Raw genomic sequence first — 24484 nt, 5'->3', positions numbered from 1 at the left:
GGACACCTCCACTCAGAACTTGTAACCGCGATGCAGTGCGACGACACCTGCCGTCATGTTGAAATACTCAACGTTTTCAAACGCTGCATCCTGCATCATGGCTTTTAAGGTGTCCTGATCCGGGTGCATACGAATGGATTCTGCCAGATAGCGGTAGCTTTCGGCGTCGTTTGCGACCAGTTCACCAATACGCGGCAGAACGTGGAAGGAATAGGCGTCGTAAGCTTTGCTCAGGGGCTCGATAACCGGTTTGGAGAACTCAAGCACCAGCAGACGTCCACCCGGCTTCAGCACGCGGTACATGGAGCGCAGCGCTTTTTCTTTGTCGGTGACGTTACGCAGACCGAAGGAGATTGTGATGCAGTCAAAGGTATTATCCGGGAACGGCAGCGCTTCGGCGTTCGCCTGCACATACTCCACATTCCCCACCACGCCGATGTTACGCAGCTTCTCGCGTCCCATTTTCAGCATGGAGTCATTGATGTCGGCCAGAACAACACGCCCGGTTTCGCCCACCAGACGGGAGAATTTCGCGGTTAAATCGCCCGTACCGCCGGCGAGATCCAGCACCGTTTGTCCACGACGCACACCGCTACAGTCAATGGTGAAGCGCTTCCACAAGCGATGAATGCCGAACGACATCAGGTCATTCATCACATCGTACTTCGCCGCCACGGAATGAAATACGTGGGCCACCATGTCAGCTTTCTGCGCTTTGGCGACAGTCTGAAAGCCAAAGTGCGTTGTGTCTTGTGAATCGTCAACCATCTCAGAGCCTGCTTATCAGTAAAATGTCCGTGAAGTGTAACAGATTGGGCGCGATTGCCCTACGTTTCAACCACCGCGAAAGAAACGCGCTGGCTGCGCGTCGGGTGAGTGCGTCGCTGCTAACGCGTTGTCTTCACTGCGTGTCTTTTGTTCATCCGCCCCTTCGCGCAGGCGAAACTCTTCGTCCTGCGCGGTAGCCTGTTCAACCAATTCCGGATTAATCTCGCGTTTCACCTCCACCCCAAGGCCGCGGAAGGCTTCGGCCTGCGCCAGCAGATTACCTCGCCCGGAGGCGAGTTTTTTCATCGCCTGGCGGTAGTTATCCTGCGCGCGGTCCAGGCTCTGCCCGACCGAAGACATATCGTCCACGAAGAGGCGCATTTTGTCGTACAGCTTGCTGGCGCGATCGGCTATCTGCTGCGCATTGCGGCTCTGGTGCTCATACCGCCACAGGTTAGCAATGGTGCGTAAGGCCACCAGTAGCGTGGTGGGGCTGACCAGCATAATGTTATTTTTGAGCGCTTCGGTGATCAGTTCCGGCTGTCTGTCGAGCGCCAGCAGAAACGCGGGCTCTACCGGGATAAACATCAGGACATAGTCCAGTGAGCGCAGGCCGGGCAGCTGCTGGTAGTCTTTTCTGCCAAGCAGGCGAATGTGATTACGCACGGATGCAATGTGCTCCTGCAGGGCAGACTCACGCGTGTAGTCATCCTCCGCATTGAAGTAACGCTCATACGCCACCAGCGTCATTTTGGCGTCAATTACCACATCTTTACCCTGCGGCAGTCGTACGATGACATCCGGCTGCATGCGCGAGCGGGCATCGTTTTCGATACTCACCTGCGTTTCGTATTCATATCCTTCCCGCAGGCCCGAGGCTTCCAGGACGCGGGTCAGCACCACTTCTCCCCAGTTGCCCTGGGTTTTGTTATCCCCTTTAAGCGCACGGGTGAGGTTGACCGCCTCCTGCGCCATTTGCGCATTCAGCTGCTGAAGATTGCGGATCTCATGCGCCAGCGTGTGCCGCTCGCGGGCCTCCTGACCAAAGCTGTCCTGCACCTGGCGGCGAAAACCGTCCAGCTGTTCGCGCAGGGGCGTCAGCAGGCTGTTCAGGCTCTGGCGGTTCTGTTCATCAACGCGGCGGTTGCTGTGCTCGAAAATACGGTTAGCGAGGTTTTCAAACTGTTCGCTGAGGCGCTGCTCGCTGTTGAGCATCTGGCGGATTTTGTCTTCCGCATGCAGTTGCGTGGATTCCAGACGGGTGGTCACTTCGCGGAGATCGGCCTCCAGCGAGGTGTTGATATCACGCAGGTTGCGCAGCTCGTTATTGAGTAACTCGCACTCCTCTCGCCAGTGGCCACTCAGCGCAAGCTGCTGCTTTGCCGCACTTAATTCGGCGACTATCTCTTCACGCTCTGCCAGCTGATCGGCCTTCTGCTGCGCATGTTGATAGCTGGAAATAAGCCAGCCTATCGCCACGCCCGCCAGCGCAATCACCGCATAAATCAGGACTGAGATATCCACAATGCCCCCTGCATCAACGTATTACCCGCACAAAATAAGATTGTGCTGTATAAACGTCCAGTTTGAAAGGGTTTTCCTGCGAGGCGCAACGCAAAAAAATTAAGGCCGAACGTGTCGGCCTTTGATTTCGAAGGGAGAGGATTAGATCAGGCGACGCGCGGCTTCAACCACGATTTTCACCGCATGGCTTTCGGTCTGCTTCATGGTTTCAGCGTTCGGGATCTCCTGCTGGGTACGGTTGACGATAACGCCCGCCACCATACCGGCACGCAGACCCTGGCTTGCGCACATGGTCAGCAGCGTTGCGGATTCCATTTCGTAGTTCATCACGCCCATGGACTGCCACTCTTCCATTGAGCCTTTGAAACGGCTTACCACGCGGCCAGAGAAGGTGTCGTAACGCTCCTGGCCTGGGTAGAAGGTATCGGAAGAGGCGGTTACGCCCACATGCGTGGTGGCGCCCACAGATTTCGCGGCCTCAACCAGCGCAGTGGTGCATTCGAAGTCGGCCACTGCCGGGAATTCCATTGGCGCAAAGTGCAGACTTGCGCCGTCCAGGCGCACGGACGCGGTCGTGACCAGCACGTCGCCGACGTTGATATGCGGCTGAATAGCGCCAGTGGTACCGATACGCAGGAAAGTACGAATGCCCAGCTGCGCCAGCTCTTCAACGGCAATAGAAGTAGACGGGCCACCGATACCGGTAGAACAGACGATCACGGCTTTACCATCCAGCTCTGCGCGCCAGGTGGTGAATTCACGATGGGCTGCCAGCTTAACCGGCTTATCCATCAGCGCGGCGATCTTTTCCACACGCTCAGGATCGCCCGGGACGATCGCGAGCGTAGCCCCTTGTAAATCGTTTTTGGTGAGGCCGAGATGAAAAACATCAGACTTAGACATAGGTGACTCCTCTGTGGGTCGGTTAGTCAGAAGAAGTAAAACGGTACTTTACAGAAGCAATACGCATAATTTCGTGACACAACTCACCATGACCGAAAATGATTGCAGTTAATTTCCATAAAATAGTGATATACATCACATTAACAAGTTATATCGTTGGGCGCTGCACAAAAGATAGACCGTTTAAGGCACTGTGAGTTGTTAACCTGGTGTCTATATTTACCTTTGCGCTAACTCATTGGTACGGAGAATGCCATGACTGAAAAAACCGGTTTTGCACCTGCTGCGGCCCCGCATGCCTCAACCATCGTCTCAACGTCTGAAGAGGCCATCACGGCGGGTGAGACCTCTATTCCCTCGCAGGGAGAGAATATGCCTGCTTACCACGCACGCCCAAAATCAGCAGATGGCCCGTTGCCCATCGTGATCGTGGTTCAGGAAATTTTCGGCGTTCACGAACATATTCGCGACCTCTGCCGCCGACTGGCGCTGGAGGGTTACCTGGCCGTTGCGCCTGAACTCTACTTCCGGCAGGGCGATCCCGACGACTACAGCGACATCCCCACATTGCTCAGCAATCTGGTGAGCAAAGTCCCGGACGCGCAGGTCATGGCCGATCTCGACCACGTTGCCAGTTGGGCGGCGCGCAACGGGGGCGATCCGCACCGGCTGCTGGTCACCGGTTTCTGCTGGGGCGGACGCATCAGCTGGCTGTATGCCGCGCATAACCCGCAGCTGAAAGCTGCTGTCGCCTGGTACGGCAAACTGGTGGGCGAAAAAACGCTGAATTCACCGAAACATCCCGTGGATATCGCCACGGAGCTGAATGCCCCCGTATTAGGGCTGTATGGCGGTCAGGACACCGGTATCTCCCTTGATTCGGTAGAGACCATGCGCCATGCGCTCCGTGCGGCCAATGCGAAGGCCGAAATTGTGGTCTATCCGGATGCCGGACATGCCTTTAACGCTGATTATCGCCCGAGCTATCACGCGGAATCGGCTAAGGATGGATGGCAGCGGATGCTTACATGGTTCCGTCAGTACGGTGGTAAAAAAGGGTAAGCCTTTCCCATTGTCATGACGCATAAGGAGTGCGTGTTATGGAGCAATCCCTCTCGTTTCCACGCGGTTTTCTCTGGGGCGGCGCCATTGCCGCCAACCAGGCTGAAGGGGCATGGAACGTGGACGGCAAAGGGCCGTCCGTGGCAGACGCCGTCGCCTGGAAACCCAACCTGTCCGTAAAAGATTACAGGGGTCATATGGCCCTGACGGACGAGAACATTCGTGATGCGTTTGAAGGCAACCATGACGCGCGCTACCCGAAGCGCCGCGGCATCGATTTTTATCACCACTATAAAGACGACATCGCCCTGTTTGCTGAGATGGGTTTTAAGGTGCTGCGCGTCTCCATTGCCTGGTCGCGCATTTTCCCGACCGGAGAGGACGCTGCGCCCAACGAGGCCGGGCTGCAGTTTTATGAAGAGATGTTCCGCGAGCTGCGTCGTCATCACATCGAGCCGCTGGTCACCCTCTCCCACTATGAAATGCCGCTGGCGCTGAGCGAAAAATATAACGGCTGGGTACATCGCAACGTGGTGAATGCCTTTGTCCGCTTCAGCAATGTTTGTTTTGACCGCTATAAAGATCTGGTGCGTTACTGGCTGACCTTTAACGAAATAGACAGTATTCACCGTCATCCGTTTACCACGGCGGGTATTCGCGAAGAGAAGAGCGCACCGGGTCAGGCAAAGCAGGATATTTATCAGGGACTACATCATCAGTTTGTCGCCTCAGCGCTGGTGACGCGCGACTGCCACGCCAAAATTCCCGGCAGCCAGGTCGGTTGCATGCTGACAAAACTGACCACCTATCCGCACAGTTGCCGCCCGGAAGACGTTGAAGCTACGCTGAAGAAAAACCTGGAGAACTATTTTTATGCCGACGTGCAGGTATTTGGCGACTACCCGCCGCTGATCCTGCGCGATCTGGAAAGACAAAATATCCATATTGAAATGCACCCTGACGATCGGCGTATTTTAAAGGAGCATACCGTCGATTTCGTCTCCTTTAGTTACTATATGTCGATGACCGAATCGACACAGCCGGACGCCGAACGTATTCCCGGCAATACCGTGCTCGGCGTGAAAAACCCTTATCTGCCTGCGTCGGAATGGGGCTGGCAGATTGATCCCCTTGGGCTGAAAATCTCGTTGCTGGAGCTGTATGACCGTTACCGGAAACCGCTGTTTATCGTTGAAAACGGTCTGGGCGCGAAGGATGTGGTCGAAAACGGCAAGATCCACGATAGCTATCGCATCGACTATTTCCGCGCCCACTTTGAACAAACGCTGGCGGCGATTAATGAAGGGGTGGAGGTAATGGGGTTCACCACATGGGGGTGTATCGACATTATTAGCGCAGGCACCTCGCAGATGTCGAAGCGCTATGGCTTTATCTATGTCGATCAGGACGATGAAGGCAACGGCACGTTAAAACGGCTAAAAAAAGACTCCTTCTGGTGGTACCAAAGAGTGATTGCCAGCAACGGCGCAGACCTGAGCTAAGTATGCGCAGGCCGGGCAGACGCCCGGCCATCGCGCGTCGTGGCTACGCCTGACGCAAATTCTGTGCCGCCTTCACCATATTCGCCAGCGCCGCGCGGGTTTCCGGCCAGCCGCGGGTTTTCAGGCCGCAGTCCGGGTTCACCCACAGACGCTCAGCCGGAATGCGCTGGGCGGCTTTCTTCAGCAGGGCTTCGATCCACTCCACGCTCGGCACGTTCGGGGAGTGGATGTCGTACACGCCCGGTCCGATTTCGTTCGGGTAGTCGAACTCTTCGAACGACTCCAGCAGTTCCATATCTGAACGCGAGGTCTCGATGGTGATCACATCAGCGTCCAGCGCGGCGATCGAATCCATGATGTCGTTAAATTCGCAGTAACACATGTGGGTGTGGATCTGGGTGTCGTCCTTCGCCACTGCGGCGTTGATGCGAAACGCCTCCACGCCCCACTTCAGGTAGGCCTCCCAGTCGCTGCGGCGCAGCGGCAGACCTTCACGCAGAGCCGGTTCGTCAATCTGGATGATGCCAATGCCTGCGGCTTCGAGATCCGCCACTTCATCACGCAGCGCCAGCGCGATTTGCTTCGCGATGGTTTCACGGGACACATCTTCACGCGGGAAGGACCAGCAAAGAATGGTCACCGGGCCGGTCAACATCCCTTTCACGGGCTTGTCGGTCAGGGACTGGGCGTATTTCGCCCACTCCACGGTGATGGGTGCCGGGCGGCTGATATCACCGATGACCACCGGCGGCTTCACGCAGCGGGAGCCGTAGCTCTGCACCCAGCCATTCTGGGTGAACACGAAACCGTCCAGATGCTCACCGAAGTATTCCACCATGTCGTTACGCTCGGCCTCCCCGTGCACCAGCACGTCCAGACCTAAGCGCTCCTGCTCCACAATCGCCTGTTTGATGTGTTCGGCGATACCGGTACGGTAGTGATTCGCGTCCAGGTTGCCTTTTTTGAAGTCCAGGCGCAGGCCGCGGATCTCGGTGGTCTGCGGGAAAGAACCAATCGTGGTGGTCGGCCACGCAGGCAGGTTGAAGCGCGCGCGCTGCGCTTCGGCACGCACCTCATACGGGCTCTGACGCTGGCTGTCCTGGGCGGTGATGGCCGCCAGACGTTTCTCCACAGCCGGGTTGTGAACACGAGCCGAGTGACGGCGCGCCTGGATGGGTGCGCTCCATTCGCTAATCGCCGCCGTGTCGCCGCTGTTCAGGGCGTCACGCAGCAGGGCCAGCTCCTCACACTTTTGCAGGGCAAAGGCGAACCAGCTCTTCACTTCCGCATCCAGACGGGTTTCTACGCTGAGATCAATCGGGCTGTGCAGCAGGGAGCAGGAAGAGGCGACCCACAGTTCACGTTTGTCGGCGATGTCTTTAATCTGCGCATATTTCTCCGTCAGATCGGCGCGCCAGACGTTACGCCCGTTCACCAGGCCAGCAGAGAGTAGCCAGTCCGCTGGCAGCCGTTTATGCAGCTCTGCCACATCATCGTTACCGTGTACGAGGTCGACATGCAGACCCTGCACCGGCAGCGCGGTAATCGTCTTCAGGTTTGGCGTCACGCCTTCGAAATAGGTGGTCAGCAGGAGCTTCACCTGCCCCGCAAGCGCATCATATGCCGGTTTGAAGGCAGAGAGCCATGCCTGCGGCAGCTCCAGCACCAGCGCAGGTTCGTCGATCTGCACCCACTGAATGCCGCGCTTGCCCAGCTCAATCAGGACCTGTTTGTAGACCGGCAGAATATCGTTGAGCAGGCTCAGACGATCGAACTGTTCCCCTTTCACTTTACCCAGCCACAGGTAGGTTACCGGCCCCAGCAATACGGGCTTCACCTGGTGACCCAACGCCAGCGCTTCGTCTACTTCATCAAGAAGCTGCGTCCAGGTCAGTTTGAACTGCTGACCTTTTACGAACTCCGGCACCATATAGTGATAGTTGGTGTTAAACCACTTGGTCATTTCCGCCGCTGCCGCTGGCTCACCCGTTGGCGCACGGCCACGGCCGATGCGGAACAGGGTATCGATATCTACCGATCCATCGCTGTTCTGATGACGAGCCGGCACGTTGCCAAGCAGCAGGCTGGTCGTCAGAACATGGTCGTACCAGGCGAAATCGCCCACTGGCAGCAGGTCAATGCCCGCCTGTTTTTGCTGATCCCAGTGACGGGCGCGCAGCTCGCGTCCCACCGCCAGCAGCTCTTCACGGGTGGCGTTTCCCGCCCAGTAGCTTTCTTGCGCTTTTTTCAGCTCGCGACGCAGGCCAACGCGAGGGAAACCGAGAGTGTGATTGCGGATGGTCATGTGTTCTTCCTCTAATTAATTGTAAATCCTTTGGATTTTGAATTCAGGGAAGGCGGCAAGTTTGCTCATCCCCGGGAGCTTACATGAGTAAGTGACCGGGGTGAGTAAACGCAGCCAACGCACCATAAATTTAAAAGACCAAGGATTTTAGACGTCCAGATGTTTACACTTCTATAATTGGCGGTTACTGTATATTCCTCAAGCGCAAAATGTTCATGCCGAAGTGAAGGACTTTCATGATCGAGATAAAACACCTGAAAACGCTCCAGGCGTTACGGAACTGCGGCTCGCTCGCGGCGGCGGCGACCACGCTGCACCAGACCCAGTCCGCCCTTTCTCACCAGTTCAGCGATCTGGAACAACGCCTCGGCTTTCGTCTTTTTGTGCGTAAGAGCCAGCCGCTGCGCTTTACACCGCAGGGCGAGATCCTGTTGCAGCTGGCGAATCAGGTCCTGCCGCAGATCGCCAGCGCGCTGCAGGCGTGTAACGAACCGCAGCAGACCACACTGCGTATCGCCATTGAGTGCCACAGCTGTATCCAGTGGCTGACCCCCGCGCTTGAGAACTTCCGCCAGAAGTGGCCGCAGGTGGAAATGGACTTTAAATCCGGCGTGACGTTCGACCCACAGCCCTCGCTGCAGCAGGGCGAGCTGGATCTGGTGATGACGTCCGATATTCTGCCGCGCAGCGGCCTGCACTATTCACCGATGTTTGATTATGAAGTGCGCCTGGTGCTGGCGCCGGACCATCCGCTGGCGGCCAAAGCGCGCATCACGCCGGAAGACCTGGCGACAGAAACGCTGCTGATTTATCCCGTTCAGCGCAGTCGTCTGGATATCTGGCGTCACTTCCTGCAGCCGGCAGGCATTAGCCCGCAGCTGAAAAGCGTGGATAACACCCTGCTGTTGATTCAGATGGTGGCGGCCAGAATGGGTATCGCAGCGCTGCCGCACTGGGTGGTGGAGAGTTTTGAACGCCAGGGCCTGGTGGTCACCAAAACCCTGGGTGAAGGACTGTGGAGCCGGCTGTACGCCGCCGTGCGCGATGGCGAGCAGCGACAGCCCATTACAGAGGCGTTTATTCGCTCAGCGCGGAACCACGCGTGCGACCATCTTCCGTTTGTGCGGAGCGCGGAGCGACCCAGCGGCGATGGACCCACAGCGAAGCCAGGATCACCGTTCCCCCAATAAGGAAGCTCGGCCAGTGCGGCTGTTGCTGCCAGATGGCGAGGTTGACCAGCAGCCCCGCCGGGACATGCACGTTGTTCATGATCCCCAGTGTACCGGCGTCGACCTGGGTCGCGCCGTAGTTCCACATGAAGTATCCCAGCCCTGAAGCCACCACGCCCAGCCAGACCAGAACGCCCCACTGCACGTTCGTGGTTGGCAGTTTTTGCGGATTACCGAGCATAAACCACGCCGCCACCGCAACAATCGCAGCCCCCATATAGAACCAGGCGAACGCGTTATGCTGCGGCATCGGACGGGTTTCCATCAGACGTTTGTAGCCCACCATGCCGATGGCGAAACTGATGTTGGCGAGCTGGACGAACATCAACCCGGTCCAGAAGTGATCGCTCACTTTGTCGTAGCGAATAATCGCCGCGCCAATCACTGCCAGCGCCGCGCTCAGCAGGTATCCCCAGCGCAGGCGGCGCTTGCTGAGCAAATCGTAGATCAGCGTGATATAGAGCGGCGTAAGCACGGTGAACAGCAGGAATTCAGAGACGGACAGGTAGACGTAAGCCCGGAAGCTAAACAGATACATGATGCCGAGCTGCATCGCCCCCACCAGCATATACAGCACGATCGTTTTCAACGATTGCCCGCGCGTACGCAGAAACGGCAGGAACACCAGCGCCGCCAGCCCCACGCGCATCAGCACCGAGAAGTAGCTGTCGACCGAACCGGCAAGGTATTCGCCAATCAGGCTAAAGGAGAAGGCCCACAGGATAGTGGTGATAATGAGTAGCGCCACAATGCTTGTCTCTCAGAAATAAGGAGAGGCATTGTAGCGAACTCTTTAGTTGACAACTGAGCAATAAATAACCGAATGAAGATTATTCAAGGAACAGTTTGCGCAGATACTTCGGTACCGCGTTATCAGCGTTAGAACCAATCACTTCCAGTTCCGGGTGCAGATCTTTCAGACGCTGGTGCGCGTTCTGCATGATACAGCCCTTACCTGCCATCGAAAGCATTTCGGCATCGTTCATGCCGTCACCAAAGGCGATACAATCTTTCAGCCCAAAGCCCAGACGTTTCGCGACCGCTTCCAGGGCGTGGCCTTTGGAGACACCTCCCGCCATCACTTCCAGACAGGTCAGCGTTGAGAAGCTGACATTAACGCGATCGCCCCAGCGGGCGTTGATCGCCTGTTCCAGCGGGAGCAGCTCTTCATGGCTGTCGCAGGTGAAGAACACTTTACTGATGCCATCCGGCTCCAGCAGACCTGGTTCATACAGGGAGTAGTTGAATACCGCTTCTTTGAAGAAACGCATTTCATCCGGGCGATGGCGGTTCATGAACCAGTCGTCATCGCGGTAAACGTTAGTGACGATAGCCGGATTATTGTGCACCACACCGAACAGATCGGCAGCAATATCGCGATCCAGGTTGTGCGTAAAGATCAGATTGCCGTCGGTATCATGTACGCGCGCACCGTTGGAGGTGATCATGTACGATTTGATCTCAAGATTATCGCGGATCTGCCCCACGTCTACGTGGTGGCGGCCGGTGGCAAACACAAAGTTCACGCCCCGGGCAGTCAGCAGCTTTAAGGTCTCTTTCGCGTAAGGCGACAGGGTGTGGTCGGGGGAGAGCAGCGTGCCATCTAAATCAGATGCAACAACCTGGTACATAGGAAAATTTAACCTCAATAGACAATCAGTTATGCCGGTCGAAAAACTCGACGATGGCGTTAAGCGCGACTGAGCGCATAGCGTCCTTTTCAAAAAGGATCTCATGGTACGCGCCGTTGATAACCAACGGTTTTCCCCCTTCACAAGGGTGGCCGGCGGCAGCGCGGAGTTCACAAAAGCGGTCATGCATGCGGTTATCCACCACACGCTCTTCTTCAGCCTGAATCAGGAGGGTTGGCGTGTCATCATTCGCGACGCCTGCCAGGACCTGCTCACCGGCAAGGATCCCTTCCCGTACCCAGTGATATGTCGGGCCGCCCACGCGCAGGCGCGGCTCATCGGCATAAAAACGCAGGTTACGACGATAGCGCTGTCGGCTGTGCGTCAGGACGTTCATCGCAAAGGGCAATGCTCGCCAGCGCCCCGTTCCGATGGCATAGCCTTCCCGAATGCGCTGATGGCCCTCAGCCCAGTCGAGAATATGACGCACCATCCAGTCAGGAAAACGCATGACGATGCCATACATCGGCGCGGTGAGCGCAATGGCGTCGCACTGATGCGGGTGGCGCTGTAAGAACAGCGTTGAAATCGCACCGCCCATCGAGTGCGCCAGGATATAGCGCTTCCGCCAGGGGCCAGGCTCGACCTCCTGCTGCCAGAACGCGGCGAGATCGTCGACGTAATCACTGAAGTTATCCACATGGCCGCGATGCGTGTCCGATAACAGGCGGCCGGAAAGCCCCTGCCCGCGATGGTCAATAATCAGCACATCGAAGCCAAGATGGAACAGGTCATAGGCCAGTTCGGCGTATTTGACGTAGCTCTCGATACGTCCGGGGCAGACCACAATGACCCGGTCATTTTTCTTATCGCGAAAACGCACAAAGCGTACCGGAATACCACCGACACCCGTAAACTCATCTTCCTCACGCTGGCGCCAGAAATCGGTCAGCGGCCCCATGGAGAAAGCAGCAAATGCGTTTTCTCGTGTTTCCCAGTCCTTTTTCTGCTGAAACATCGGGTTTCTACTCACCTAAGCCAAGGAATATCGTTTTTTCGTCACCGGTCACAAAATGACTCAACAATAGCGTATTGTGGCATAAAAACAGACGATTCGGGAGTTTCAAATGACCTTCGAGTGGTGGTTCGCTTACCTGCTGACATCCATCATCCTTAGCCTTTCACCAGGCTCGGGCGCCATTAACACCATGACCACCTCCATTAACCACGGCTATCGCGGTGCGGCGGCGTCGATTGCTGGTTTGCAGACCGGGCTGGGCATTCACATCGTGCTGGTCGGGATTGGTCTGGGCACCCTGTTCTCCCGCTCGGTGCTGGCGTTTGAAGTACTGAAATGGGCCGGGGCAGCGTATCTGATCTGGCTCGGCATCCAGCAGTGGCGCGCGGCAGGCTCCATCAACCTGAACACGCTCGCGCAGACGCAAAATCGTGGCCATCTGTTTAAGCGTGCGGTGTTCGTCAACCTGACCAACCCGAAAAGCATCGTCTTCCTCGCCGCGCTGTTCCCGCAGTTTATCGTGCCGCATCAGCCCCAGGTGATGCAGTACGTGGTGCTGGGCGCGACCACCATTATCGTCGATATCATCGTGATGATTGGTTACGCGACGCTGGCGCAGCGAATTGCGGCATGGATTAAAGGGCCTAAACAGATGAAGGCCCTGAATAAGGTGTTTGGTTCGCTGTTTATGCTGGTTGGCGCGCTGCTTGCGTCAGCGCGTCACGCTTAGCGAGAAATGATGAGATGAATACCGAAGCCGGCGAACAGCGCGCCGGCGAAGCCGTCAATCCACTTCGCGATGCGCTGGTAGCCGCGGCGCATCGCCGGTAAGGCAAACAGGCTTGCCACGATGGTGAACCAGGCAAACGTCTCAACCACGATCAGCAGGAAGATCCCCCAGCGTGCGCCCGCGCCAACGCTGTCGCCGACAAAGAGCGAAAAGACAGAGCCGAAATAGATAATCGCTTTCGGGTTCGCCAGGTTGGTCAGCAGACCTTTTACAAAACTGCGGCCGCCCGTTGCCAGCTCAACCTTTGGCTCTTGCGGTTTTTTCTCTTCTTTCTTCAGCGCCCCGCGCAGCATCTGGTAGCCCATCCAGCACAGGTACAGCCCGCCACCGACCATAATGATGTTATGCAGCCAGGCCATTTTCGCCAGAATCAGGTTCAGACCAAGCAGCGCCACCGCCGCCCAGACCATAACGCCCATGGTGATACCCAGCACGCCCATCATCGCCTCTTTGCGGGAGCGGCTGACCGCGGTTTGTGATACGAAGAAGAAGTCAGGGCCCGGGCTCATCAGCGCAACGATGTGCACTAACGCCACGGTGAGAAATAGCATTAACATAATTCGCTCGCGGGGAAATAATTCAGTGAGTCACCATCCTGGCACTTTTTCGCCCGGCTGACTACTCCTCATCATCACCGTCAGCATGGGAACGGATAAGCGCCATAAACTCCTTACCAAAACGCTCCAGCTTGCGCGTGCCAACGCCGTTAACGCTGAGCATTTCGCTGGCGCTCAGCGGCATCTGTTCGGCCATCTCGATCAGCGTCGCGTCGTTGAACACCACGTAAGGCGGGATGTTTTCTTCATCGGCGATGGCTTTACGCAGCTTGCGCAGTTTGGCAAACAGCTTGCGGTCGTAGTTGCCGCCGTACGATTTTTGCATCACTCGCGGCTTCAGGGCGACAACGCGCGGCACGGCAAGTTTCAGTTCAACGTCCCCCCTCAGCACCGGGCGCGCGGCTTCGGTGAGCTGAAGCGCGGAGTGCTGGGCGATGTTCTGTGTGGCAAAACCGAGGTGAATCAGCTGACGAATAATGCTGACCCAGTGCTCGTGACTCTGATCCTTGCCAATACCGTAGACAGGCAGCTTGTCGTGGCCCATGTCGCGAATACGCTGGTTATTGGCACCACGCAGCACTTCCACCACGTAGCCCATCCCGAAGCGCTGATTCACACGATAAATGGTCGAGAGCGCCTTACGCGCGTCCATCAGACCATCGTACTGTTTCGGCGGATCGAGGCAGATATCGCAGTTGCCGCACGGCTCCTGCCGCCCCTCACCAAAGTAGTTGAGCAGCACCAGGCGACGGCAGGTTTGCGCTTCGGCAAATGCGCCCATCGCGTTGAGCTTGTGACGTTCGATATCCTGCAGCTGCCCCTGCGGTTTCTCTTCCAGGCAGCGGCGCAGCCACGCCATATCGGCCGGATCGTAAAACAGCATCGCTTCCGCAGGCAGACCGTCGCGTCCGGCGCGACCGGTTTCCTGATAGTAAGATTCAATATTGCGTGGAATGTCGAAGTGCACCACAAAGCGCACGTTTGGCTTGTTGATCCCCATGCCGAACGCCACCGTCGCCACCACAATCTGCAGGTCGTCGCGCTGGAATTTTTCCTGCACGTCGGCGCGGATGTGGTTTTCCAGCCCGGCATGGTAAGCCGCCGCGCTAAAGCCGCGGTTTTGCAGGCGCGCGGCGGTGTCTTCCACCTTCGCACGGCTGTTGCAGTAGATGATGCCGGACTTGCCGCGCTGCTCCTGCACGTAGCGTAAAAGCTGATCCAGCGGCTTGAATTTTTCCATCAGCATATAGCGGATGTTGGGGCGGTCGAAGCTGCTGACCTGAATATAGGGGTCGTTCAGCCCCAGCAGGCGAACGATATCCAGACGAGTGGTGTCATCTGCCGTGGCGGTAAGCGCCATAAATGGCAGCTCGGGGAAGCGCTGACGCAGCTGACCGAGTGCGGCGTATTCCGGACGGAAATCGTGTCCCCACTGGGAGATACAGTGCGCTTCATCCACCGCCAGCAACACCGGGTTCCAGTGCGCGAGATGGTCGAGGAAGTTATCCAGCATCAGGCGTTCGGGCGCGATATACAGCAGGCGGATCTGCCCGGTGCGGCACCCGGCCATCACTTCCTGCTGCTGCTCGCGGGTTTGCGTGGAGTTAAGACAGGCCGCCGCCACGCCGTTGGCGAGCAGCTGGTCCACCTGGTCTTTCATCAGCGAAATCAGGGGCGATACCACCACCGTCAGGCCGTTAAGAACCAGCGCGGGCACCTGATAACAGAGCGATTTACCGCCGCCGGTTGGCATCACCACCAGGCAGTCGCGGCCTTCCAGCACCGTTTCAATGATGGTTTCCTGGCCAGGGCGGAACTGCTGGTAGCCAAAGGTTTCATGCAAAACCTGTTTAGCCAGCGACTCCTGATTCAATACTTCCGCCTGCGCCACATTAACCCCATCTGCGAAAAATAAAACAGGCGCTATTTTCAGCGCCTGAGAGAGAAACTTCAACGTTTAACGCAAAAACATTCGAGCTGTCTAGAGAATGTCGTTCAGCATCACGCCCACGCCGACACGGGTCTGGTTGAAGTTGTAGTCGATAAGCGACTCGCCGTAACCGCTGTAGACCTGCGTATAGATACGCACGTGCTTCGTCATTGGGTAGCTTAAGCCCACTTCCGCACCGCCGTAACCGGTGTTCCAGTTATACTGGCCCTTCGCGCTCAGCACGGCATCGCCCAGCTGATAGCCGACTTTAAGCTGGTAGTAGCCCATGTATTTGGTGATGTCCGGGTTGTCATCGGTTTCGCCCACCACATACCACGGCTTCACCTCCACCATCCAGTTGCCATTCTGCGCCATCAGGCGCGTATAGGCGCGGTTCCAGCTACGGGAAGTCGGGTCGGAACGGCCGTTGGAATCGTGGTTAAAGCCCACTTCGACGTCACGCAGTGTCCAGCCCGCAAACTCATAATCCGTTGCAAAACCGAGGAACAGCTGTGGCTCATAGTTAGTTTCACGGAACGGCGAGGACTCGCCGCTGTTAGAGAGCTGCCACCAGGATTTTTGCGTGTAAGACGCGCCCAGCACCGAGTTCGGCCCCAGAATGCCGCGCCAGAACGGGAAGGCCAGGCTGAGCTGGAACTTCACCTCATCTTTACGCGCATTATCAGACCAGTTATAGGAGCTTATCGCCTCTTTGTTGAGGTCACTGGTCTGGGTGTAAATCACGTAGTTGGTGTCATACGGATAGAGCGTGAACGGATTGTCATGCTCCTGAAGTAGGTTGGCGATAATGCTGCCGTGTACGGCAGGTTTATCATGCACCTCTTTGATCGTCGCTTCCTGCGCATACGCTGTGAGGGGCAGCGAAACCGCCGCCAGTAACCAGGCCAGATACGTCCGCATCGGTGGTGTTCTCCTGCAAAAGAGTAAATTTCGTTGAATAGTTATGTGCCCGTCATTCTACAGACTTCTGCGACAACTGCTGCATCCTCGTTTCTGAAAGTGGAATTCCTTATTGCTGAGGCATAAAATCAACATTTCATTAACAATAAGGATGTGATGCCTCATGTCAGCCATGCTTACCGCCGATGAAGTGTTAAAACTCGTGGGCGAGATTTTTGTTTACCATATGCCGTTTAACCGTGCGCTGGGACTGGAGCTGGAGCGTTATGAAAAGGACTTTGCCCAGCTGAGTTTCAACAACCAGCCAATGATGGTGGGTAACTGGGCGCAAAGTATTTTACACGGCGGGGTGATTGCCTCCGCGCTGGACGTCGCGGCAGGCCTGGTCTGTGTGGGCAGCACGCTGACCCGCCATGACACCATCAACGAAGACGAACTTCGCCAGCGTCTGGCACGCATGGGCACTATCGACTTACGCGTTGACTACCTTCGCCCGGGGCGCGGAAATCGCTTTACCTGTACCAGCAGCCTGCTGCGCGCGGGCAACAAAGTTGCCGTGGCACGCGTTGAATTACACAACGAGGAACAGGTCTATATCGCCAGCGCAACTGCCACTTATATGGTGGGTTGAGGCTGCAAAATCGGGTAAAATTATTTCACTTTTTTGTAACGGATTTTCCCGATGGATGCTAAACAGACGCGGCAAGGCGTTTTACTCGCCCTTGCCGCTTATTTTATTTGGGGTATCGCCCCGGCGTATTTCAAGCTTATCGCCGACGTTCCGGCCGATGAGATCCTGACTCACCGCGTCATCTGGTCGTTCTTCTTTATGATTGCGCTGATGAGCCTTAGCCGTCAGTGGTCAGGCGTCAAAACGCTGCTGCAAACCCCGAAGAAGATTTTCCTGCTGGCGCTCTCTGCCGTGCTGATCGGCGGTAACTGGCTGCTGTTTATCTGGGCAGTGAATAACCACCACATGCTCGAAGCGAGTCTGGGGTACTTCATTAACCCGCTGGTGAATATTGTGCTGGGGATGATTTTCCTCGGCGAGCGCTTCCGACGTATGCAGTGGGTGGCCGTCATTCTGGCTTTCTGCGGCGTGATGGTACAGCTCTGGACCTTCGGCTCGTTGCCGATTATTGCCCTCGGCCTGGCGTTCAGCTTTGCCTTTTATGGCCTGGTGCGTAAGAAGATAGCTGTCGAAGCACAAACCGGCATGCTGTTTGAAACCCTGTGGCTGCTGCCGGTTGCGGCGATTTATCTTTTCGGCATCGCCGACAGCCCGACCAGCCATATGGGCAGCAACCCGTGGTCGCTGAATCTGATGCTGATGGCGGCAGGTGTGGTAACGACGATCCCACTGCTGTGCTTCACCGGTGCGGCGACACGCCTGCGTCTCTCTACCCTGGGCTTCTTCCAGTATATTGGCCCGACGCTGATGTTCCTGCTGGCGGTGGTGTTTTACGGTGAAGTGCCGGGTGCGGATAAAATGGTGACGTTCGCCTTTATCTGGGTGGCGCTGGCGATTTTTGTCGCCGATGCGATTTACACCCAGCGCAGGGCCCGCAAAGGAATGTAGGTGTTTTGTAGGGCGGGTAAGCGCAGCGCTACCCGCCAGATGTTTACAGCCAGTTACGACGCTTAAAGTACAGATACGGCGCCAGCCCGGCGAGGATCATAAAGATAATCGCCCCCGGGTAACCAAAGCTCCACTTCAGCTCCGGCATAAACTCAAAGTTCATCCCGTAGCTGGAGGCCACCAGCGTCGGCGGCAGGAACACCACGGATACCACCGAGAAGATCTTGATGATGCGGTTCTGCTCGATGTTGATAAAGCCCATCGCCGCCTGCATCAGGAAGTTGACCTTCTGGAACAGGGATTCGTTGTGCGGCAGCAGGGATTCGATATCGCGCAGGATCTCCCGCGCCTGCTCCAGCTGGCCGCCCGGCAGACGCGCCTTGCGCACCAGGAAGTTCAGCGCGCGCTGGGTATCCATCAGACACAAACGCACTTTCCAGCCGATATCTTCCAGCTCCGCCAGGGTGGAGAGCGCTTCGTCGTACTCATCGCCCTGATGGCCTTCCATGATGACACGGCTCAGCTTTTCCAGATCGCTGTAGATGTTTTCAATCTCGTCCGCCAGTTGTTCAATTTTGGTCTCGAACAGGTCGAGCAGCAGCTCCCAGGCATTACCATCATTTAATGGCTGGCTGCGGGCGCGCATGCGGTAGAGACGGAATGCCGGCAGCTCACGCTCGCGCAGGGTAAACAGGCGGCCATCACGAATGGTAAACGCCACGGTGGAGTTTCCCGCGTGGTCTTCGGCATCTTCAAAGAAGAAGAAAGAGTGAATGTGCAAACCGTCTTCGTCTTCAAAAAAACGCGCAGATGCTTCGATATCTTCCAGTTCCGGGCGTGTCGCCAGGCTTTGTCCCAGCTCAGATTGTACGCGAAGGCGTTCATCGTCGTCCGGCTCGACCAGATCCACCCATACGGCATCAATGAGGGGCTGTGACTCTTCGGCTTCAAGCCGCGTCAGTCGGTTATTTTCGAGTTGAAATGCGCTCAACATGACCGGGACTCCCAATGCAAAAAAAATCGGACAGTTCGGTGGGCACACAGAAACAAATTGGGTTTCAGACCATTAAACAGCCTGACTCAGCGCGACGGGAATAATGCAGTCGCTGACAACCACTAAGGCCATCAGCAAGAGGAGATAGCCTTAGGAGTTGTTCCTGGATGACAGGGAATTGAGCCAGTATCTACTGGGTGTGTCCAAGGCGAATGTCCTCTTAGCGTAATCGTGCGCGCATGTTACGCCAGCTATAACTGTGGCGTCAACACGCAACGGAACGCTGAAGGGCATTAATTGACCTTCAACGTATAAGGTTAGCAGATTATTACAAAATAATGATATTTTTCTGAATGTTACACAGTTTCCAGCTTCGCGTAGGCTGCCACCAGCCATTTGATTCCCTGCCCCTGGAACGCCACCTGCAGGCGGCTGTGCTCACCGCTGCCTTCCAGATTCACAATGGTCCCTTCGCCAAACTTAGAATGGCGCACGCGCTGGCCCAGCTTGTAGCCGGTGTCGGTTTCCGCCATCGGCGATCCCATCCGCTGATGGCTGACCGGACGGCTGATGCTGGCACGCAGACGCACCTCTTCCACGCACTCCTCCGGCAGTTCACCGATAAAGCGCGACGGGCGGTGATAGACCTCTTTACCATACAGGCGGCGGGTTTCGGCGTAGGTCAGCGTCAGCTTTTGCATCGCTCGCGTCACGCCGACATAGGCCAGACGACGCTCCTCTTCCAGGCGTCCGCCTTCATCCAGCGACATCTGGCTCGGGAACATCCCCTCTTCCATACCGACGATAAACACCTGCGGGAACTCCAGACCTTTGGCGGAGTGCAGGGTCATCAGCTGAACCGCATCCTGCCAGGTGTCCGCCTGCCCTTCCCCCGCTTCCAGCGCAGCGTGAGAGAGGAACGCCTGCAGCGGCATCAGGTCTTCATCTTCTTCGTTGTAGCTGAACTGGCGCGTTGCCGTCACCAGTTCCTCTAAGTTCTCAATACGGGTCTGGCCTTTCTCACCTTTTTCCTGCTCGTACATGGTTCGCAGGCCGGAGTCTTTAATCACCCGGTCGGTCTGCACGTGCAGCGGCATGTCGGCGGTTTCCTGAGCCAGGGCGTCAATCAGCTCAAGGAAGCGCTGCAGGGCGCTGGCCGCGCGTCCGGCAAGCGCTTTTTCCTGCAGCAGCTCGCGGCACGCCTGCCACAGCGTCAGCTGACGGTCGCGCGAGGCCTGACGCACCACGTCCAGCGTACGGTCGCCAATCCCGCGGGTCGGCGTGTTGACCACGCGTTCAAACGCCGCGTCGTCGTTACGGTTCGCAATGAGGCGCAGATACGAGAGCGCGTCTTTGATTTCCTGACGTTCGAAGAAGCGCATACCGCCGTAAATGCGGTATGGCATCCCCACCTGCAGCAGCGCCTCTTCCAGCACGCGCGACTGGGCGTTGCTGCGATAGAGAATGGCACACTGCTCCAACGCGCCACCGTTGTCCTGCCAGGTTTTAATGCGGTTCACCACGAAACGGGCTTCGTCGAGTTCATTGAATGCGCAGTAAATCGAAATCGGTTCACCGTCGACGCCGTCGGTCCACAGTTTTTTCCCCAGACGCCCGTTGTTGTTTTCAATCAGGGCGTTGGCCGCGCTCAGGATATTGCTGGTAGAGCGGTAGTTCTGCTCCAGACGGATGGTCTGTGCGCCGGGGAAGTCATTGAGGAAGCGCTGAATATTCTCTACCTGCGCCCCGCGCCAGCCATAGATTGACTGGTCGTCATCGCCCACGATCATCACCTTGCCGGTATCGCCGGCCAGCAGGCGGATCCACGCGTACTGGATGTTGTTGGTATCCTGGAATTCGTCCACCAGAATATTGGTGAAGCGTTCGCGGTAGTGCTGCAGGATATGCGGTTTGTTGAGCCACAGCTCGTGGGCGCGCAGCAGCAGCTCGGCGAAATCCACCAGGCCGGCGCGATCGCACGCTTCCTGATAGGCCTTGTAGACGTTCTGCCAGGTCTGCTCGACCGGGTTGCCGAAGCTCTGAATGTGGTGCGGGCGCAAGCCTTCGTCTTTCTGGCCGTTGATGTACCACATCGCCTGACGCGGTGGCCACTGCTTCTCGTCAAGGTTCATCGCCTTAATGAGGCGTTTCAGCAGACGGAGCTGGTCTTCGCTGTCGAGGATCTGGAAATCCTGCGGCAGATTGGCATCCATATGGTGCGCGCGCAGCAGACGGTGCGCCAGGCCGTGGAAGGTGCCGACCCACATGCCGCCCTGGCTGGTGCCCATCAGCTGGGCGATACGGTGGCGCATCTCCGCCGCCGCCTTGTTGGTAAACGTGACCGCCATGATGGAGTACGGCGAGCAGTTCTCCACGCTCTGCAGCCAGGCGATACGGTGAACCAACACGCGTGTCTTACCACTGCCCGCCCCCGCCAGCACCAGCAGGTTGGTGCGCGAGGCGGCAACCGCGTCACGCTGTTTGTCATTAAGGCTGTCGAGCAGGTAAGAAACGTCCATTGGCACCGTCACGTCATGTCGGGCAGGCGAATAGCATTCGCCAAAACCCTGTTAATTTATACAGAACAACTGATGATTATATCAGCGTCGTGAGGGATGCCAACCGCGAAATTTCCAGGTGTGGCAGAAGACGGCTATCGGAGGCGATCATCAGGTCGGCGTTTTCCGGCTTGATCCAGCAGGCCTGCATGCCGCAGCGGATGGCTCCGGCCACGTCTGTGGTCAGGTCATCCCCCACGTGCAGGATCTGACCCAGCGGCAGGTTCAGTTTTTCCGCCGCCAGATGGTACATATCGTTAAACGGCTTCGCGCGCCCGTGGGGACCCGCACGCAGCACAAATTCAAAGTAATCACTCAGGCCAAACAGCTCCGGCTGGGCATTGCCGTTGGTGATCGCCACCAGCGGCCATTTTTCGGCAAGGGCAGTCAGCGTGTCGTGGGTCTCCTGCGGCACGTCGATACGGCTGCGCCATTTGGCGAAGTGTTCCATTGCCGCTTCAGCCCCAATGGCCGCATCCTGTACGCTGAGCCCCGCGTTGAGCATCGCCTGCTCAACCGCGCGGCGACGCCATTCGGTCACGTCGTGGTAAATCTCCGGCTCGGTCTCCCGCAGGGACTGACGCAGCTTCTGGAAGTCCTTGTTCTGTATCGTCTTCAGCGCCGGATGGTAGTTCTGGACAAACGCCAGCGACTCCTGCTCGGTACGCAGGATCACGTCGCGGTTGTCATAAAGGGTGTCATCAAGGTCAAACGTCAGGGCGGAGATCTGACCGAGTGGGCGGTAAAAACGCATTATTTCCCCCGTTTGGCGCGTGGATGCGCCGCGTCGTACACCGAGGCAAGGTGTTGAAAGTCTAAGTGGGTATAAATTTGAGTGGTCGACAGATTCGCGTGGCCGAGCAGTTCCTGCACGCCGCGCAGATCGCCGCTCGACTCAAGCATGTGTGTCGCAAAGGAGTGGCGCAGCTTGTGCGGGTGAACGTGGCTGTTAAGCCCCTGCTTAATGCCCCACTCCGCAAAGCGCTTCTGCACGTTACGCGCCGAGATCCGCTTGCCGAGCTTCGACAGGAACAGCGCATCCTCTTCTGCGCCAAACAGCCCGCGCAGATCCAGCCAGTGCTCAATCCAGGAGACCGCATTGCGGCCAATCGGCAGGCGGCGCTCTTTGCTGCCCTTGCCCATCACCCACACTTCGCCGGTCTCCAGGTCGAGATGTTTTACATCAAGGTTAACCAGTTCCGAGAGACGTAGCCCGGCACCGTACATCACCTCCAGCATCGCGCGGTCGCGCACGGCCAGCGGATCGTTCAGATCGATATCCAGCAGGCGGTTGACGTCGTCAACGTCGATATTTTTCGGCAGATGGCGCGGGGCTTTCGGCGTGGCGATCCCTTTTGCCGGGTTGGCTTTTAAGCCTCCCTGGCTGACCAGCCAGTCGAAGAAACTGCGCAGGGCGGAGAGCCTCAACGCCAGACTTGCGGGACTGAGATTTTTTTTACGGCTACGCACAACGAACCCGCGTACCGTCGCAGCATCACATTGTTGCCAGCTTTTCAGGCCGATTTCGTCGGCAATCTGCATGATGGCATCAAGCTGACGCTGATAGTTGAGCAGGGTAATAGGGCTAAGCTGACGCTCCACGCCCAGATAGCGCAAAAAGCGGGAGACGTCTGTGGCAAGCAATCCGTCCATCATACGCGCTCAATCCAGCGCTCCAGCAGCTCAGGCAGCATCAGGGCAATCTCCTGCAGCAGGTGCGTGGCCTGCCCGCGCTCGTAGTGATGCGCGTCGCGGCTGGTAAATAAGATAACCCCCAGATCGCCATCGCGCCCCATCAGAGACATCGCTACCGAACCAATCGCTTTGGCCTCCGGCAATACCACCAGCAGTTCGGGTCCGTTCAGCGGTCCCAGATAGTGATGCTCATGGCCCAGACGCTGAATGCGCAGCGGTTCAAACGCCTGACGGCTAAGTGCCAGATGGGTAAATCCCGACGGCGCGCCAATGCGCCAGCGGTCAGGGAAAAGACGGATCGTTGCGCCCGCCAGCCCAAGCTCGCGCGCCCAGCGATGGAAACGGTTGAGGAACTCTTCGAGGCTGTGCGCCGACGCCAGACGCGCCTGCAGATGGAGCAGACGGTAGAACAGACTTTCGTTTGTACTCGCCTGTTCCATCAGCAGCGTCATGTTCTCTTCAAGCTGATTGATGTGGTTGCGCGAGCGCGCCATATGCCATTCGACCAGCGACACGGTTCCGCGAACCGGATGTGGCACGCGCATCTCTTCGACGACGCGTGCATTGCGAATAAAAAACTCAGGATTGCGCAGCAGATAATCAACAACAGCCCTGTCGTCCAGTTCCGTCACTGTTTCCTGCAGTTCTTCCCCTGGTTGTTTCATAGATGGATAAACCCGTCATAGACATGTGCCGCCGGGCCAGTCATATACAGTGGATGACCCGGTCCTTTCCAGGCGATATCAAGCCGACCGCCTGGTAACTCCACGCGAACCTCTTCTGCCAGTAACCCCTGAGAGATGCCCACGGCCACCGCCGCACAGGCGCCGCTTCCGCAGGCCTGCGTCTCGCCCGCGCCGCGCTCGTAAACCCGCAGGCGGATGTGCTCGCGTTTCACCACCTGCATAAAACCGATGTTCGCGCGCTCCGGGAAACGTTCGTGGCTCTCCAGCACCGGGCCGAGGGTTTCGACGGCGGCCGTTTCCACATCATCAACCTGAATCACGCAGTGCGGGTTACCCATTGAGACGACGCCGCACAATACTGTCTGCTCGGCCGCACGCATAATATAGGTCTTTTCCGCTTTGTTTGCGCGAAACGGCACGACGGAAGGCTCGAAGTTTGGCTCGCCCATGTTCACCCGCACCAGCTCATCGTCGGTGACGCTGAGCACCATACGACCATTGGCCGTACTGACGCGAATATCACGCTTGTTGGTCAGCCCTTTCAGGCGGACAAAGCGGGCAAAACAGCGCGCGCCGTTGCCGCACTGATTCACTTCGCTGCCATCCGCGTTAAAAATACGGTAGTGGAAATCGAGGTCGGGATCGTACGGTGGTTCAACCACCAGCAGTTGATCGAACCCCACGCCCAGATGCCGATCCGCCAGGCGGCGGATCAATTCCGGGGAGAAAAACACATTCTGCGTTACCGCGTCGACGACCATAAAATCGTTGCCAAGGCCATGCATTTTAGAGAACTGCATCATTTGCTCCATTGCGCGGGTACAGAACGTTG

23 protein-coding genes are annotated in these 24484 nt (G+C 57.1%); 6 read left to right on the top strand and 17 right to left on the bottom strand.

Features of this window, described 5'->3' with window-relative positions:
* Window positions 1-12: 12 nt before the first annotated feature.
* The 3 genes from ubiE to udp all read right to left on the bottom strand — a co-directional run bounded on the left by ubiE (window position 13) and on the right by udp (window position 3195).
* Window positions 13-768 carry a bifunctional demethylmenaquinone methyltransferase/2-methoxy-6-polyprenyl-1,4-benzoquinol methylase UbiE gene (gene ubiE, locus GM298_RS19430; RefSeq protein WP_025757525.1) on the bottom strand — a complete coding sequence of 252 codons (756 nt, stop codon included), beginning with the start codon at window positions 766-768 and terminating at the stop codon, window positions 13-15.
* A gap of 66 nt (window positions 769-834) precedes the next feature.
* Window positions 835-2292, bottom strand: a complete 1458-nt coding sequence (rmuC, locus tag GM298_RS19425) for a DNA recombination protein RmuC (protein WP_266155082.1) — start codon at window positions 2290-2292, stop codon at window positions 835-837.
* Between the two features lie 141 nt (window positions 2293-2433).
* On the bottom strand, window positions 2434-3195 hold the full coding sequence (gene udp, locus GM298_RS19420; RefSeq protein WP_003860792.1) for a uridine phosphorylase: 762 nt from the start codon (window positions 3193-3195) through the stop codon (window positions 2434-2436).
* A gap of 255 nt (window positions 3196-3450) precedes the next feature.
* Between udp and GM298_RS19415 the strand changes: the two genes are divergently transcribed.
* Both GM298_RS19415 and GM298_RS19410 read left to right on the top strand, forming a co-directional pair.
* Window positions 3451-4257 (top strand): dienelactone hydrolase family protein, encoded by an 807-nt coding sequence (locus GM298_RS19415; protein WP_025757528.1) that lies wholly within the window; start codon window positions 3451-3453, stop codon window positions 4255-4257.
* 38 nt (window positions 4258-4295) lie between these two features.
* Window positions 4296-5759: a glycoside hydrolase family 1 protein gene (locus GM298_RS19410; RefSeq protein WP_266155081.1), complete on the top strand. Its 1464-nt coding sequence runs from the start codon at window positions 4296-4298 to the stop codon at window positions 5757-5759.
* Window positions 5760-5802: 43 nt separating this feature from the next.
* On the opposite strand, the gene metE is transcribed toward GM298_RS19410, so the two are convergent.
* Entirely contained in the window at window positions 5803-8064 is a 2262-nt protein-coding gene (gene metE, locus GM298_RS19405) for a 5-methyltetrahydropteroyltriglutamate--homocysteine S-methyltransferase (protein ID WP_266155079.1), read from the bottom strand.
* Window positions 8065-8300: 236 nt separating this feature from the next.
* On the opposite strand from metE, the gene metR reads away from it, so the two are divergent.
* A complete protein-coding gene (gene metR / locus GM298_RS19400; protein ID WP_266155077.1) occupies window positions 8301-9254 on the top strand; it encodes an HTH-type transcriptional regulator MetR in 954 nt (317 codons plus the stop codon).
* Here metR and GM298_RS19395 read toward each other — a convergent pair.
* The 3 genes from GM298_RS19395 to pldB form a co-directional block, all read right to left on the bottom strand.
* A complete protein-coding gene (locus GM298_RS19395) occupies window positions 9142-10041 on the bottom strand; it encodes a carboxylate/amino acid/amine transporter (protein WP_032672477.1) in 900 nt (299 codons plus the stop codon). The genes metR and GM298_RS19395 overlap by 113 nt on opposite strands.
* An 82-nt stretch (window positions 10042-10123) precedes the next feature.
* Window positions 10124-10924 (bottom strand): sugar/pyridoxal phosphate phosphatase YigL, encoded by an 801-nt coding sequence (yigL, locus tag GM298_RS19390; protein ID WP_025757535.1) that lies wholly within the window; start codon window positions 10922-10924, stop codon window positions 10124-10126.
* A gap of 25 nt (window positions 10925-10949) precedes the next feature.
* Window positions 10950-11942, bottom strand: coding sequence for a lysophospholipase L2 (pldB, locus tag GM298_RS19385; RefSeq protein ID WP_045285582.1), 993 nt, complete (start codon window positions 11940-11942; stop codon window positions 10950-10952).
* 109 nt (window positions 11943-12051) lie between these two features.
* On the opposite strand from pldB, the gene rhtB reads away from it, so the two are divergent.
* On the top strand, window positions 12052-12672 hold the full coding sequence (rhtB, locus tag GM298_RS19380; RefSeq protein ID WP_008501533.1) for a homoserine/homoserine lactone efflux protein: 621 nt from the start codon (window positions 12052-12054) through the stop codon (window positions 12670-12672).
* Here the strand turns inward: rhtB and rhtC are convergent.
* The 3 genes from rhtC to pldA all read right to left on the bottom strand — a co-directional run bounded on the left by rhtC (window position 12669) and on the right by pldA (window position 16140).
* Window positions 12669-13289: a threonine export protein RhtC gene (gene rhtC / locus GM298_RS19375; protein ID WP_025757538.1), complete on the bottom strand. Its 621-nt coding sequence runs from the start codon at window positions 13287-13289 to the stop codon at window positions 12669-12671. The genes rhtB and rhtC overlap by 4 nt on opposite strands.
* 61 nt (window positions 13290-13350) lie before the next feature.
* On the bottom strand, window positions 13351-15180 hold the full coding sequence (gene recQ / locus GM298_RS19370) for an ATP-dependent DNA helicase RecQ (protein ID WP_032644788.1): 1830 nt from the start codon (window positions 15178-15180) through the stop codon (window positions 13351-13353).
* A gap of 90 nt (window positions 15181-15270) precedes the next feature.
* Window positions 15271-16140 (bottom strand): phospholipase A, encoded by an 870-nt coding sequence (pldA, locus tag GM298_RS19365; protein ID WP_025757542.1) that lies wholly within the window; start codon window positions 16138-16140, stop codon window positions 15271-15273.
* Between the two features lie 163 nt (window positions 16141-16303).
* On the opposite strand from pldA, the gene yigI reads away from it, so the two are divergent.
* A complete protein-coding gene (gene yigI / locus GM298_RS19360; protein WP_025757543.1) occupies window positions 16304-16771 on the top strand; it encodes an acyl-CoA thioesterase YigI in 468 nt (155 codons plus the stop codon).
* A gap of 51 nt (window positions 16772-16822) precedes the next feature.
* Window positions 16823-17719 (top strand): EamA family transporter RarD, encoded by an 897-nt coding sequence (gene rarD, locus GM298_RS19355; protein WP_045285580.1) that lies wholly within the window; start codon window positions 16823-16825, stop codon window positions 17717-17719.
* Between the two features lie 43 nt (window positions 17720-17762).
* Here rarD and corA read toward each other — a convergent pair whose 3' ends face one another.
* The 7 genes from corA to dapF all read right to left on the bottom strand — a co-directional run bounded on the left by corA (window position 17763) and on the right by dapF (window position 24452).
* Window positions 17763-18713 (bottom strand): magnesium/cobalt transporter CorA, encoded by a 951-nt coding sequence (corA, locus tag GM298_RS19350; protein WP_025757547.1) that lies wholly within the window; start codon window positions 18711-18713, stop codon window positions 17763-17765.
* A 150-nt stretch (window positions 18714-18863) separates the two neighbouring features.
* On the bottom strand, window positions 18864-18920 hold the full coding sequence (ysgD, locus tag GM298_RS19345) for a YsgD/CorL family protein (RefSeq protein ID WP_212743980.1): 57 nt from the start codon (window positions 18918-18920) through the stop codon (window positions 18864-18866).
* Window positions 18921-19069: 149 nt separating this feature from the next.
* A complete protein-coding gene (gene uvrD, locus GM298_RS19340; protein ID WP_025757548.1) occupies window positions 19070-21232 on the bottom strand; it encodes a DNA helicase II in 2163 nt (720 codons plus the stop codon).
* Window positions 21233-21308: 76 nt separating this feature from the next.
* On the bottom strand, window positions 21309-22025 hold the full coding sequence (gene yigB / locus GM298_RS19335) for a 5-amino-6-(5-phospho-D-ribitylamino)uracil phosphatase YigB (RefSeq protein WP_025757549.1): 717 nt from the start codon (window positions 22023-22025) through the stop codon (window positions 21309-21311).
* Window positions 22025-22927: a tyrosine recombinase XerC gene (xerC, locus tag GM298_RS19330; RefSeq protein WP_025757550.1), complete on the bottom strand. Its 903-nt coding sequence runs from the start codon at window positions 22925-22927 to the stop codon at window positions 22025-22027. Before xerC ends, yigB begins: the two co-directional genes overlap by 1 nt.
* Window positions 22924-23631, bottom strand: a complete 708-nt coding sequence (locus GM298_RS19325; protein WP_025757552.1) for a DUF484 domain-containing protein — start codon at window positions 23629-23631, stop codon at window positions 22924-22926. Before GM298_RS19325 ends, xerC begins: the two co-directional genes overlap by 4 nt.
* On the bottom strand, window positions 23628-24452 hold the full coding sequence (gene dapF, locus GM298_RS19320) for a diaminopimelate epimerase (RefSeq protein ID WP_008501545.1): 825 nt from the start codon (window positions 24450-24452) through the stop codon (window positions 23628-23630). The genes GM298_RS19325 and dapF overlap by 4 nt, the downstream gene beginning before the upstream one ends.
* Window positions 24453-24484: the final 32 nt, after the last annotated feature.

The organism is Enterobacter sp. HSTU-ASh6 (assembly GCF_026319105.1).
In the GTDB taxonomy this organism is placed as follows: Bacteria; Pseudomonadota; Gammaproteobacteria; order Enterobacterales; family Enterobacteriaceae; genus Enterobacter; species Enterobacter sichuanensis.
The sequence above is the reverse complement of the archived record's forward strand: the minus strand, read 5'-3'. Positions and strand labels throughout refer to the sequence as shown.

What these genes read in the sequence shown, in the direction of transcription:
- ubiE (WP_025757525.1), bottom strand. Translation starts at nt 768, where the DNA reads ATGGTTGACGATTCACAAGACACAACGCACTTTGGCTTTCAGACTGTC.
- udp (WP_003860792.1), bottom strand. Translation starts at nt 3,195, where the DNA reads ATGTCTAAGTCTGATGTTTTTCATCTCGGCCTCACCAAAAACGATTTA.
- GM298_RS19415 (WP_025757528.1), top strand. Translation starts at nt 3,451, where the DNA reads ATGACTGAAAAAACCGGTTTTGCACCTGCTGCGGCCCCGCATGCCTCA.
- GM298_RS19410 (WP_266155081.1), top strand. Translation starts at nt 4,296, where the DNA reads ATGGAGCAATCCCTCTCGTTTCCACGCGGTTTTCTCTGGGGCGGCGCC.
- metE (WP_266155079.1), bottom strand. Translation starts at nt 8,064, where the DNA reads ATGACCATCCGCAATCACACTCTCGGTTTCCCTCGCGTTGGCCTGCGT.
- metR (WP_266155077.1), top strand. Translation starts at nt 8,301, where the DNA reads ATGATCGAGATAAAACACCTGAAAACGCTCCAGGCGTTACGGAACTGC.
- yigL (WP_025757535.1), bottom strand. Translation starts at nt 10,924, where the DNA reads ATGTACCAGGTTGTTGCATCTGATTTAGATGGCACGCTGCTCTCCCCC.
- pldB (WP_045285582.1), bottom strand. Translation starts at nt 11,942, where the DNA reads ATGTTTCAGCAGAAAAAGGACTGGGAAACACGAGAAAACGCATTTGCT.
- rhtB (WP_008501533.1), top strand. Translation starts at nt 12,052, where the DNA reads ATGACCTTCGAGTGGTGGTTCGCTTACCTGCTGACATCCATCATCCTT.
- rhtC (WP_025757538.1), bottom strand. Translation starts at nt 13,289, where the DNA reads ATGTTAATGCTATTTCTCACCGTGGCGTTAGTGCACATCGTTGCGCTG.
- pldA (WP_025757542.1), bottom strand. Translation starts at nt 16,140, where the DNA reads ATGCGGACGTATCTGGCCTGGTTACTGGCGGCGGTTTCGCTGCCCCTC.
- yigI (WP_025757543.1), top strand. Translation starts at nt 16,304, where the DNA reads ATGTCAGCCATGCTTACCGCCGATGAAGTGTTAAAACTCGTGGGCGAG.
- rarD (WP_045285580.1), top strand. Translation starts at nt 16,823, where the DNA reads ATGGATGCTAAACAGACGCGGCAAGGCGTTTTACTCGCCCTTGCCGCT.
- corA (WP_025757547.1), bottom strand. Translation starts at nt 18,713, where the DNA reads ATGTTGAGCGCATTTCAACTCGAAAATAACCGACTGACGCGGCTTGAA.
- uvrD (WP_025757548.1), bottom strand. Translation starts at nt 21,232, where the DNA reads ATGGACGTTTCTTACCTGCTCGACAGCCTTAATGACAAACAGCGTGAC.
- yigB (WP_025757549.1), bottom strand. Translation starts at nt 22,025, where the DNA reads ATGCGTTTTTACCGCCCACTCGGTCAGATCTCCGCCCTGACGTTTGAC.
- xerC (WP_025757550.1), bottom strand. Translation starts at nt 22,927, where the DNA reads ATGATGGACGGATTGCTTGCCACAGACGTCTCCCGCTTTTTGCGCTAT.
- GM298_RS19325 (WP_025757552.1), bottom strand. Translation starts at nt 23,631, where the DNA reads ATGAAACAACCAGGGGAAGAACTGCAGGAAACAGTGACGGAACTGGAC.
- dapF (WP_008501545.1), bottom strand. Translation starts at nt 24,452, where the DNA reads ATGCAGTTCTCTAAAATGCATGGCCTTGGCAACGATTTTATGGTCGTC.